Source organism: Chryseobacterium sp. 2P, assembly GCF_059579425.1.
Genome location: NZ_CM184194.1, coordinates 2,390,872 through 2,402,677 on the forward strand (window position 1 = coordinate 2,390,872; position 11,806 = coordinate 2,402,677).

At 36.6% G+C, this 11,806-nt stretch carries 10 protein-coding genes; 3 read left to right on the forward strand and 7 right to left on the reverse strand.

The features are described 5' to 3' along the window. Positions 1-343: 343 nt before the first annotated feature. Complete coding sequence (locus tag AC52CF_RS10930; RefSeq protein ID WP_214589580.1) at positions 344-676, forward strand: hypothetical protein; 333 nt, start codon at positions 344-346, stop codon at positions 674-676. Here the strand turns inward: AC52CF_RS10930 and AC52CF_RS10935 are convergent. Further along, a complete protein-coding gene (locus tag AC52CF_RS10935) occupies positions 662-2,245 on the reverse strand; it encodes a Na+/H+ antiporter (protein WP_214589579.1) in 1,584 nt (527 codons plus the stop codon). The genes AC52CF_RS10930 and AC52CF_RS10935 overlap by 15 nt on opposite strands. 196 nt (positions 2,246-2,441) lie before the next feature. Between AC52CF_RS10935 and AC52CF_RS10940 the strand changes: the two genes are divergently transcribed. Together AC52CF_RS10940 and AC52CF_RS10945 are read left to right on the forward strand one after the other, a co-directional pair. Then, positions 2,442-3,635, forward strand: coding sequence for an MFS transporter (locus tag AC52CF_RS10940; protein WP_214589578.1), 1,194 nt, complete (start codon positions 2,442-2,444; stop codon positions 3,633-3,635). Between the two features lie 243 nt (positions 3,636-3,878). After that, positions 3,879-4,295 carry a hypothetical protein gene (locus AC52CF_RS10945; protein ID WP_214589577.1) on the forward strand — a complete coding sequence of 139 codons (417 nt, stop codon included), beginning with the start codon at positions 3,879-3,881 and terminating at the stop codon, positions 4,293-4,295. Positions 4,296-4,346: 51 nt separating this feature from the next. On the opposite strand, the gene AC52CF_RS10950 is transcribed toward AC52CF_RS10945, so the two are convergent. From AC52CF_RS10950 to AC52CF_RS10975, 6 genes are all read right to left on the reverse strand, one after another. Then, positions 4,347-6,071: an SNIPE associated domain-containing protein gene (locus AC52CF_RS10950; protein WP_214589576.1), complete on the reverse strand. Its 1,725-nt coding sequence runs from the start codon at positions 6,069-6,071 to the stop codon at positions 4,347-4,349. A gap of 143 nt (positions 6,072-6,214) precedes the next feature. After that, positions 6,215-6,631: a hypothetical protein gene (locus tag AC52CF_RS10955; protein ID WP_214589575.1), complete on the reverse strand. Its 417-nt coding sequence runs from the start codon at positions 6,629-6,631 to the stop codon at positions 6,215-6,217. 12 nt (positions 6,632-6,643) lie between these two features. Continuing rightward, positions 6,644-7,354: a hypothetical protein gene (locus tag AC52CF_RS10960; protein WP_375181976.1), complete on the reverse strand. Its 711-nt coding sequence runs from the start codon at positions 7,352-7,354 to the stop codon at positions 6,644-6,646. A 106-nt stretch (positions 7,355-7,460) separates the two neighbouring features. Continuing rightward, complete coding sequence (lodB, locus tag AC52CF_RS10965) at positions 7,461-8,564, reverse strand: lysine-epsilon-oxidase maturase LodB (RefSeq protein WP_214589573.1); 1,104 nt, start codon at positions 8,562-8,564, stop codon at positions 7,461-7,463. 1 nt (position 8,565) lies between these two features. Continuing rightward, positions 8,566-10,608 carry a CTQ-dependent lysine 6-oxidase LodA gene (gene lodA / locus AC52CF_RS10970; protein ID WP_496518194.1) on the reverse strand — a complete coding sequence of 681 codons (2,043 nt, stop codon included), beginning with the start codon at positions 10,606-10,608 and terminating at the stop codon, positions 8,566-8,568. A 285-nt stretch (positions 10,609-10,893) separates the two neighbouring features. Then, on the reverse strand, positions 10,894-11,694 hold the full coding sequence (locus tag AC52CF_RS10975; RefSeq protein WP_496518195.1) for a Cof-type HAD-IIB family hydrolase: 801 nt from the start codon (positions 11,692-11,694) through the stop codon (positions 10,894-10,896). Positions 11,695-11,806 lie beyond the last annotated feature (112 nt).

Here is an 11,806-nt window from a genome sequence, read left to right on the forward strand (position 1 = left end):
TACCTAATTAAGCACGAAGCTACATTTTTATTCAAATGTTTTTAAATGATAACAGTCAATAATAAACTCTGTTAAATATTACATCTGTCGAATATCTTATTACAAATTTTCAATACATTTAATCAGATTATAAAAATTGGTTGGATATTTGAAGTATAAGATTAACAGCCAAACATAATTTTTCACCAATTCACTTAAAGTAATTATTATGATTATTCAGTACTCTTTTCTTACAGACTACATCATACGGATGATGAGAAAATCATTTACAATACCCGTCAATTAATTTCCAGTTATCATTTTAACGTGTTATTAACTATTGTAAACTTAAGCTTTTACCATTATGATTTTTGAAGAGAACCATTCTGTATTACAGGATAATCATAACCTTTCGTATGTAAAAAATGTAATCAATTTTCACGGAGACAAATCTTTCATTCTTAACTCTTTACAGAAAATAAAGAATAATACAATCTGTAAAATTAAGAGAAAAACCATTAATAAACTGATTAAACAATATACTCGTCATCTTAATCAGTATATTGAGAATGAAGATATTAACTCCAAACCTGAGAATTATGAACTTTCGCCTGTTTATGCACGACAGTCGTATGAAAAAGTGATAAAAGAAGATGAATATCTTCAGAAAGTATTAACCTTTCTAATGAATCAGTGAAAGTCTTTCTTCCTCCAGATCGATCTTTACAAGATGTCTGCGGATAAGATCTTCGTCAAAATGCTGTTTTTTGTCATAGTTTTGCTCAATCAGCCACGCTCTTTGCGTATTCAGAATATCCAGATAAGCACCTTTAATTTCGGAAGATAGTTTGATATCAGATTCTTTTTCGACTTTACCTTTCCACTTTTCATGTATCTGTTGTAAAAACATACTTTTTTGCAACAGTTCACCATGATTTTGTCTAAGATGCTCTAAAGTCATTTTTGCCATTTCACGACGGATTAATTCTTCAGCCTCATCTTCAGGAAGATGATCGTTATATGAAGGAATTTCCATCTTTCTGATAAGGTAAGGAAGTGTAAGTCCCTGAACTAAAAGTGTCGTTAAAATTACAATAAAAGTGATGAATAAAATTAAGTTTCGCTGAGGAAAATCCGGTCCGTTATGATACAGTTTTACTGGAATTGAAAGCGCAGCAGCTAAAGACACTACTCCCCTCATTCCTGTCCAACCCAAGAGAATCGGAGCTTTAAATCCCGGACTTCGGTTATCGGCAACCGTGATGAAGTTTCTTGCAATTAAAGTGACCACTACCGCTCCGTAAGCCGACAGAATTCTTACCACGATCAAAACCGCAGTTACAAGCAATCCGTATCCTACCGCAGCGTAAATACTTACTTCTCCCAAACCTGAAGTAATTTCCGGAAGATCCAGACCAATGAGGATAAAAACCAAACCATTAAGTACAAAAGACAGACTTTCCCAGACATTCAGTCCGCGCAAACGTGATGAAGTACTGAGAAAATTATGACGGTTATTGGAAAGCAGCAATCCGCCGCTTACGACGGCCAAAACTCCTGAACTGTGCGCTTCTTCTGCGGCGATATACATTAAATAGGGCGCAACAATGGTGAGAATGGTATCCATATTGGCATCTGTAGGAAGAAGTTTATGCCCTTTCATGAAAAGCCATCCAATGATTAACCCGATTCCGATTCCGCCAATCAGCATCCATGAAAAGCTGAAAACTGCATCCTGCCAGATAAACTGTCCGGTTGCAACGGCAATCATCGCAAAACGGAAAATAATTAAGGAGGATGCGTCATTCAGCAGACTTTCTCCTTCCAGAATAGAAGACAGCCTTTTCTGAACTTTTACAAATTTAAGAATCGCTCCTGCGCTTACTGCATCGGGCGGCGAAACAATTCCCCCCAAAAGAAATCCTAAAGCAAGAGAAAATCCCGGAATAAAATGATTGGCAACAAAGGCTACTGTAGTTGCCGTAAGAAACACAACAACGAAGGCAAAACTTCCTATAATTCTACGCCATTTCCAGAGTTCCTTCCAGGAAATTGCCCATGCCGCTTCATAAAGCAACGGAGGAAGAAAGATAATAAAAATAAGCTCCGGATCTATTCTGATGATGGGAACATTGGGAATAAAACTGATTAAAAGTCCCGCTATAACCAGCAGAACAGGATAAGCAACCCTAATCTTATTAGCAATCATGATAATAAAGACAATGGCTAGAATCAGTGAGAGATAAAAAGGAAAGTTTTCAATCATTTTAAATTTTTTCAGAATTAAAGATACATATTATAGTGAAAAACTGCCGGAAAAATTTAACCGGAAAATGTTGAGTTAATTTAAAAATTCAATTAAAAATCAATTAAAAAAGACATTTTAAAGATTTAAAAAATTTCATCAAATTAGCAGATCAAAATAACTCCATAATTTTTTTGCTTGATTTTTTAAGCACATCATGAATATTCCAAGGAAAGCAGACAGGAAAAGCAGACGGTTCTACTACATCAAACTGTGTATATTTTTATCGGGACTTTCGGTATTTGCGCAGCTTTATCTTTTTCAGCCGTTATTGCCAATGGTCGCAGAGCATTTCCACACAACAGTTGGCGACAGTTCTTTGCTGGTTTCTTCTTCTACGATCGGAATGGCTTTAGGACTTTTCTTTTTTGCGTTCCGTGCAGACAGTTTTTCACGAAAGAAACTGATGGTTTTTTCTTTAATAGCATCGGCAGTTTTAACCATCATTTCAACATGGATTCCGAGTTTAATGCTGCTCATCATCATTGGAATGGTAAAAGGTTTTGTCATTTCAGGAGTTTCTTCTGTGGCTCTGGCTTATCTTACGGAGGAGGTTGAAATTTCTGTGGTGGCTTTGGCAATCAGTATGTATCTCAGCGGCAATACAATTGGAGGAATGAGCGGAAGGATTTTAGCAACTCTTCTTGCCGGAGAATTCGGTTGGAGAAATGCTGTTTTGGTGATCGGTCTTCAAAGTCTGGTGTTGGGACTTATTTTCTGGAAACTTTTTCCGGATTCAAAATTTTTCAAACCTCAGAAAACAGATTATCATCTGAAAATAAAGCAGATGAAAAGACTGATCCGTGATTCTTATATTCTCCGACTGTATTTTATCGCTGCTTTGCTGATGGGAACTTTTGTAAGCATTTATAATTATATGACATTCCGATTGGAATCTGATCCGTTTTCTTTGAGCCATGTTTTTATTGCTTTTATTTTTCTGATGTACACTTTCGGTGTTTTGGGAACTATGATAACCAGCAGATTATCCGTAAAATTTGAAAAGAAATACATTCTGAAAGGTGCAATTTTCTTTTTGTTAACCGGACTTATTCTTCTTCTTTCAGAAAATATCTATGTTGTAGTATTTGGACTAGGTTTATTTACGTTATGCTTTTTTGCTGCTCATACCATGGCAAGTCAGATGACAGCGTTGCATGCAAAAGAAGGAAAATCTTCAGCAACTTCCATTTACTGGCTTTTTTATTATTTCGGATCCAGTTTTTTAGGAAGCGGAACAGGATATCTGCTCCACTCTACTTCATGGAATGTTTTTATTGCTACATTAATTTTGGTGATTATCATCGCATTTGCATTAACTATTGAATATAAGTCATTGAAAACTGAATAATTACATTTTTTTGATTTAACATAAATACCACATAAGTACCACAAATTTAACTTTCACAAATATTGTTTAAATCTTTTTAAATAATATAAAGTATTATATATCAACAATTTAAACAAAAATCACCATTTATAATTAACAATAGTTTAATTTATATTCAAAACATAAGGCATAGTATTTGCAAAACTACTTATACAAGGGCATTCACTAACCTTGGAATAATAACATAAACACCCACAAAATATTATGAACGTTGCAGATTTAAAAATTAAAAATCTAGTGGAATATAAAAATCAGATTTATAAGATTACTGAAATATTCCAGAATGATGAAAAAGATTATTTTGTACAGATTGAAAATGATTTCCATAGCTTTTCTGCTCCGGCAAAATCAATCAAGCCTATTCAGATTACCGAAGAGTGGCTGGAAAAATTCGGGTTTTCTAGAACATACAGCTCAGAACAGCGCATTCGTTACGAGAGACCTGAAACTTTCATAAAATATGATTTTGATCTTGATTCCAGAAAGATTGTTGAAGGTCTGAAAATCTACGGAAATTCTATTAAATGCAAGTACATCCATGAATTTCAGAATATTTTTTCTTGTCTTTTCGGTAAAGAACCCACTTCCATAAGTTATGGACTGATGCACACCGAATCTTAATAATATATACTTTCATTAAAAAACCACAACTCTCGGGTTGTGGTTTTGTTTTTATTCCTCTTCCAGTACTTCTTCCAAAGCTACAGGATCTGCTTCTTCCTGATATTGCTCCCACTCTTTCTCAAGTTGTTTATTGGTCTTCATTTCCTCTTCAAGCTTCAGTGTTTCACGATATTGTTTTGCTTCTGCGGTAAGAGTCCATTTACAGATAATTCCGGTATCTTCCAGATAATTTTTAATATCGTTAATTCCAAGTCTGAAAAATTCTTTCCGCGGATTGATTTTATTAAGCTGATTTTTTAAAAACTTTTTGTGAAGCTGTCTTTCCAAAGCCGGAGCATCATCAGAATAAATCATGGCGTGAACATCAAATTCAAATGGCACACTTGCATCGCCAAGTTCACGAACACGATCCAGCGGTTCCAGACGTCTTGTCATCCCGATCTTATAAACATCCTCTCCAAATGATCCTACATTTGAAATAATATAAACATTTCCGGAACGCGTTTGCTGTGCCATCGAAATTGCTCTTTGATTTTTTTCTTCCGCAACCATTAATTTACCCTGAAGTTCTTCGAGTTTCTGCTGGAAAATAAGTCTCTGCTCTTCATTGGCTTTGGCAACCTGCGATTCGGCTTTTTCAATCAGTCTTTTCAACGTTAATTCTTCTTTTTCGGCATCTTTTATGGCTTTTTCGTACTCTCTTCTTGCTTTTTCTTCCTCCCGCATCTGTTCCCTGATCTGTCTTTGCTCTTCCTGTTCCTGCCATTTCAGCTCCTGAGCAATAACTGCCCATTTCAGTTCTTCAAGACGGGCTTCGTGGTATTCTACCGAAATTCTGGCTTTTCTGAACGCTTCTCCGTTAAAATTAACCAACTGAAAAGCATCATCAATTTTCTGTTTAAGAATTCCGTAATTGTCTTTTTTTACTGAATTTAAAATGGTTTCAACTTTTCCGTTGTAAGCATCGATTACAAAGTCTATGGCGATATTTCTTCTGAATTCATCCATATATTCGCAGATTCCGGCTTGTCGGCTTGTGATCATTAATTTGTTATTCTGTCGAAGCTTTTTAAGATTTTCTCCGGCTTCTTTGTGGCTGAATTCTTCAGCAAGATCATCCAGCAAAGTATAAGATGGCACAATGTATTCGTTTCCGTAACCTTGTATCACATTTTTCATTGCTTTTATTCTGTCGGCAATTTCATTGGCTTCGCGCAAACTTCTGTAAGCATCTCCTCCGATGGCAAGTGCTTTGTCTTCAGCAGTATCAATAATTCTTTTGGATTCTCTTACTGCATTTTCATACAATAATTCAACTTCTCTGGTTCTTTTTTCAACAAGTTCCTTCGCCATTCTTCTCGATTCTTTCGCCTGAAGCTGCGCGTTATCCAGCTCCGCCTGTGCTCTTTCTTTTAATTTTAAACTGTCTCTTTCCGCTCTTTTCAGAAGATATTCGCATTCTACCTGAACATTAATGATGTCCTGATATTTACTTAAAGCATCATTTTGAGTTTTCAATTGAATATTATTTTCGTCCACCGAACGTTTCTCGATTTGCAGATTAGAAAAATCGGCTCTTAATCTCTGGATTTTGTCCTGTAAAGATCTTTTGTCTGAATTGAGGTTTGAAATCTCGGCTCTGAGCTGATTGATTTCCTTGTTGAGATTTGCAATCTGAGCTTCTTTCTCCGAAACCTGTTTTTTATTTTTACCTGATTTACTGAATGCAACAATCAGCAGAACCGATAAAATAATAATGAGTAAAATTTCCATATAATTAAAGTTTTTATTTGATGATTAGATTGAACAATAATACGCTTTTCGAACATCTGTTGATTATGGTTTCCCACAAGTTCATAAAAAAATTCGGCTTCAAATCGAAGATTTGAAGCCGAACACACCATCTAAAAAAAATATTATGCCTCTGCATATTCCCATACTCCGGAAACGGAAAGCAATTCCAGCCCCGGTTGTTTTTCGCCATAACTGAAAATTACGATGTATTTTGCAGCGCAGGATTCGCAGTCTGTCCCAAAATACAACGTTGGTAAATTATGAACTGTAAATTCACCGGCATGAAGCATATTCTTTTGCGTCTCTTTTACCATTGAATTTTTAAGCAATTCGTCAACAGATAGAATTTTATTTTCATGATAAAGTTGAAAAATCGGAAAACCAGATTCGTAAGGAGTAATTTTTACCAGATTTTCATGACTGCATTTACAACAGATGAATTTCAGCTCCGCAGACGAACTGATTTCATCATTAATAAACGAATCTTTCAGAATAATTGCCTTATTTAAAACCTGTATTTTCTTTGTTATTGCGTACATTTTCAATTAAATTTATTGAATCACCATTCCAACCGCCGAAGGATAATTTCCGCTCGGACTTCTTTTTATCGTTACTTTAATATAACCTTCCTGCGCAAGTTTATTCCATGTTTTTGTATATCCGGTAGAAGGGTCCAGAGGAATTTTCCACATCGTCTGTTTCCCTTTTCCAACCTGCCCGAACCACGGAATAATGTCTGCCGTTTGTCCCTTGAAAGGTAGCAAATTATTCAAAACTTCTATTTCATAATAAAAATCATAGGCATTTTCCGGTTTGTTAAGGGCGCGTTGAGCAAAAGTATAAACGTAGCCATTGATGATCGGGCTTGTAAAATTTCCACCCAAAGTCGGCGCTCCGGTTCCGCTGTATGTTCCGATTGCCCCGCTGTAGCGGTCATATTTTTGTCCGGCGGTAAAATCTGTATTATCCACAATATTATAACCTCCGTTTGCAGGCGGCCATCCTCCGTTAAGGTTATTCGCTTTAAAAACAGATTCCAGTTCGCCCCATTTTCCCTGCTTGTATAAATCGTAAATCTGATTTCTTAAGGTTTGATTTACTGTATTCGAAGGATCATAAGTTGAAGCGAGCTCATCGGCATTTTTATAAAATACCGTGGTTACTTCACTGGGCGCATTTTCATCTTCTATGGTGGAAGAACTGCACGCTACAGAAAACAGTACAACCGACAGAAACGAAATGTAATTGAGTAGTTTTTTCATGTTGATGAATTTCAATAATTATTAATTTAAAAAATGTTAAAGCAAAAACAGCCTCACAGATCGTTATGAGGCCGCCATTACTAATTTAATTTCATATCCCAACCTCTTACATCCTTTTTTTCCAAAACACTGAATCGCTCCAGCGTTGTTCTTTCTGATAAAAAAATGTTTTCGTCGTGAGATAATTATGATATATTGTATTAATGTTCTCCTGATAGTTAATAAAAGTATTTTCGTGTCCTGAGTCTGCATCAATAATCGCTTTTGCAGCATGACAGGCGGAACTTATGGCAAAACCGATCCCCATGGATGAAATAGGATCAAATGAAGCGACTGCATCTCCCACCGCCAGAAAATTTTTGCTTGAACGGATGTCTGCAATCTGAGAAAATGCATTTTTCACCCAGGGTTTTCCTTCGGAAGCCGCTTTTGATATTTTATGCTGAATGTGTTTTGTTTTTGATAATAACCTAATCCAGTTTTCGGTATTTTCAAGCTTTTTTTCTTTAATAATCTGTGCGTCCGAAAAGAAAGTTAAAGTCATCTTATGATTCGGCAGAGAAGCACAATACCACCAGCCATCTTCAATAGATTCTATCATGATGTTCTGCTTAATGGTCTGAGATTCATCAAAATAAAAAAATCTTCCGATCGCGGCAAGTTCGTCATACCGTTTTGACTGAACTCCGATTTTCCGGCATACACTTCCCATTCTTCCGGTTGCATCAATCAGATAATCTGCTTTTATCGTGAAGTTTCCTTTGGTTTCATGTTTTACATTTACCGTCCAGTGATTGTTTTCATCCTGATCAAAAGACAGGCATTTCGTTCTCGGAAAAATAATCCCTCCTTTTTCTGATACATTTTCCAGAAGCAGATAATCGAATTCTTCCCGATTAAGCTGAAAGCTCTCGGTTTCTGTATTGAAAATAGAATCGCGAACCATCAGTCTTTCGCTTCCCCAAGCTGCGGTACTGCTGTGTCCCCTGATAAAATTATTCTGATCCAGAGCTGTTTTTTCAATTCCCATATAACTGAGAAGATCAAAAATACTTGAGTTCACCTGTTCACCGATTTTTACAGATTCCAGACCGGTTTCTTCTACGATAACTACTTTCAGGTCAGAATATTTAAGCAGACTTAAAGCGGCAGAAGTCCCTGCTGGACCTCCACCGACAATTAATACACTAGTTTCTAACAAGTTTTGCATTTTATCTTCTGTTTCGCGTTCCGGAACGAGGTAACGGCATACGGTCTGCTGCAACAGCAATCTCTTTAAATCCTACCTCTTCCAGATGTTCCATCATCATTCTTCCTTTTTCACTTCTTTCGGTAACCACCTGCGTTTTCTTTTCGATGTAGAAAACCGGAATTGTGGTTTCATCATCCTCTTCGTTTCCGCTGATCTCACTTACAGGAACATTTTCATATGTAAATATTTCGTTATTTCTTTCAGTTTCCACAAAGAATGGGAAACCTGCGCTGTGAGAATTTTTATCCCTGATAAATCCTAGCGCGTACCAGTACTGAACCATCTGCGTAAAACTGTTAATTCCGCGTGCGTAGTTCATCTGCTGTCCTGCCGGAACATTGGTAGCCGACTGACCTTCAGCGGTAAATTCACCTACCAAAACATCCCATGGGCTTTGAGGCGGCCACCAGTAAGAATAATACGTTAGAGGAAGCGGTGCAGGTGGAGAACCCGCTTTATTCACAGACGGATCTGTAAAGTTGATTAGCTGAATCGTACACTGGAAGAAATCCGCCTGCCAAGGACAAGCCATTCTTTTGGTAAGATCTCCCGGTTCGCAGCCTCCGCCTTCACATTCGTCACGAGACGGCGTTAAACCTTGTGCTGCATATTGCTGTTCGTTTCCGTACTGTAAAATTCTGTATGGATTTGCATAAATAATAGGATTCTGCAGATTCCAGGTTACTTCAATTCCCGGACACATCGGAAGTCCTACACAATTTCCTACACTTGCTGCATCCATAGCATTTACAGGATATTCTTCGTAATTCGGATCGCTTACAAAATTTCCGTCTGCCCACTGCTGCATCAGGAAAAGCTGTGTTTCATCCAGTGCCATGAATTTCATGATATTAATATTGCTCACCGAGTTGCTTCCTGAATTTAAAGGCATCATCGGGAAAATATCGGTTCCGTTTTCTTTCAGAAGCTGTTCCTGTGGTAAATAAGGCGGAACCGGCGGCTGAGCATCATTTTGTCTGAAGTATGAAAAATAATTCTGTCTGTTCTGGCGGTTGGCTTCAGAATTGTCTGTAAAATCAAAAATATTGCTGGTAAAAGCCATCATCGACTGTACATTCGCAACCCATTGGTATTTACTGATTCTGTTGATAATCGGTAAAATATCTCTCTGAAAATTTGCCTGAAAATCTGGATTATAATTTCCGTTGCTGTACATCTCAGGAACCAGATTGAAATTTCTTACCCCGACATCAAACATCGTGTCGCTTAAATTTGAAATATTCACAATTTCCGGAGCGAAATCCGGTGATCCGATAATCACCCACGCTGTAAGTGAAACCGAAGGCGTTCCGTCATTAAAATTTACCGTACAGTAAACCGGTCCGTCCGAAATATCGTCATGCCATGTACTGGAACCTCCATAACTTGTTAGGAGCAGATCTCCGCCCGCATGACCAAAACCTCCCAAAACAACCAGCCTTCCTGAATTATCTGTAAGAAGATCTCCCAACGTAACCACCGGAACTCCGTATGAAACTTCCTGTGGAGGATATTGTGCAGGATAGCCCGAAGGAACATTATCTTTATCAAATCCTATCGAACTCTGTTTTCCGGAAATGGTTCTTGGTCCCGGATCTACGATTAAAGTTTGTCTGTCATTCTGTGGCACATCGGGATTTCTGAAAGGAATTTTCTGATTCTGATAGCTGTTTTCCTGACCGTACAAAAGATTTCCCTGCAACTCACTGTACTGATACCACGCTGCTTTTTTGTTTGCTAAATGCACTGTCCATTCAATAGAAGCTACATTCGGAGTGTCTAAAGTGATTTCTTCTCCTGTGTCTGAAAGGATTTTAAACGGTTGTCCCTGTCTTTTAATAAGACCTGCAGCATCTTTAAAGGATGTAATAGGACCTAAGGAATTTCCGTTGTTGTCGGCATCAAAAGGCAGACCACCGATGGTGTCCGGAGACAGACAAATTGCAGTTGTGCTATTCCCTAATCGGGCAACACCTACTGATGGATGAATTGATAGATTCATGGTTTAATTATTTAGTTTTCCCTACTCTGTTATTGGCTTTTCGGTTCCGCCTTTTATAAATGGTTGTTCAGTTTTGTTTAAAATATCACTCCTAAAACGAGCAATTATTTCGATGATAAATTTAAAATATTTTTCTCATATATTGGTGAAATTATTATAAATAAATTGAAAACTTTAAATTAACAACAATCATAAACACTTTAATGTTATTAATTAAACGTTTAATAAACAAAAAAAACCTTCAGAGATAAAATATGAAGGCTTAAATTATTACAAATGAAAGTTTTAATTAATGTTTAAATAATCTTTAATTACTTTCAGAACTCCAAAATGATCATTAGAACCAGCTTCAAAGCTTGCCGCTTTTTTTACCAGAGGATGTGCATTCTGCATCGCATAAGAGTACTTTGAATTTTCAAGCATCTGAATATCATTCATATAATCTCCAAAAGCCATGGTTTCCTGCGGAGTAATATTTAAAGTTTTCTGTAATTTTTCCAGCGCTACCCCTTTATTAATATTCCTGTTCATGATATCTAGCCAATACTGACCGGAAACCACCACTTCAAGATTATAATTTTCAAATTCTTTCAGCACAGGATAAACGTTTAATTCCGAACCGCCGGAATGATACACTGCAACTTTAAAAATACTGTCGTCTATTTCCTTCGTAAGATCTTCCTTTTTTTCATTATCCGTGTAAAACTGGGAAACATAATCTATAAAATCCTGATTATCAGTTTCAAAATATGCTTTTTTCTTGCCGGACAATACAGCTGTAGCGCCGGGAATTGTCCTGATTGCTGAGATAATTTCCTTAATGTATTTTGGATCAAGCTGATCTGCAAAAAGCTCTTCATTTTTGTAAATGACATACCCTCCGTTTTCAGCGATGAAAGCCATTTCATTTTCTATCTCACCAAAATATTTGGTAATTCCAAACATCTGCCTTCCGCTTGCAGGAACAAATAAAATATTTCTCTTTTTCAGTTCTTCATATATTTTCGGAAATTCCGGACTTACTTCATGGGAAGAATTCAGGAACGTTCCGTCCATATCCGTTACAATCATTTTAATATCTTTCATAAAATATTTTATGGTAATTCTAATTTATTTTACAAAGATATTGCTATTGTTTTAATTAGGAGGATCTCAATTTTAATAAATAGTTAAGAGAAAATGATATTAATAAAATATG

Excerpts from the sequence above, each read along its gene's own strand:
- AC52CF_RS10930 (WP_214589580.1), top strand. The coding sequence starts at position 344 with ATGATTTTTGAAGAGAACCATTCTGTATTACAGGATAATCATAACCTT.
- AC52CF_RS10935 (WP_214589579.1), bottom strand. The coding sequence starts at position 2,245 with ATGATTGAAAACTTTCCTTTTTATCTCTCACTGATTCTAGCCATTGTC.
- AC52CF_RS10940 (WP_214589578.1), top strand. The coding sequence starts at position 2,442 with ATGAATATTCCAAGGAAAGCAGACAGGAAAAGCAGACGGTTCTACTAC.
- AC52CF_RS10945 (WP_214589577.1), top strand. The coding sequence starts at position 3,879 with ATGAACGTTGCAGATTTAAAAATTAAAAATCTAGTGGAATATAAAAAT.
- AC52CF_RS10950 (WP_214589576.1), bottom strand. The coding sequence starts at position 6,071 with ATGGAAATTTTACTCATTATTATTTTATCGGTTCTGCTGATTGTTGCA.
- AC52CF_RS10955 (WP_214589575.1), bottom strand. The coding sequence starts at position 6,631 with ATGTACGCAATAACAAAGAAAATACAGGTTTTAAATAAGGCAATTATT.
- AC52CF_RS10960 (WP_375181976.1), bottom strand. The coding sequence starts at position 7,354 with ATGAAAAAACTACTCAATTACATTTCGTTTCTGTCGGTTGTACTGTTT.
- lodB (WP_214589573.1), bottom strand. The coding sequence starts at position 8,564 with ATGCAAAACTTGTTAGAAACTAGTGTATTAATTGTCGGTGGAGGTCCA.
- lodA (WP_496518194.1), bottom strand. The coding sequence starts at position 10,608 with ATGAATCTATCAATTCATCCATCAGTAGGTGTTGCCCGATTAGGGAAT.
- AC52CF_RS10975 (WP_496518195.1), bottom strand. The coding sequence starts at position 11,694 with ATGAAAGATATTAAAATGATTGTAACGGATATGGACGGAACGTTCCTG.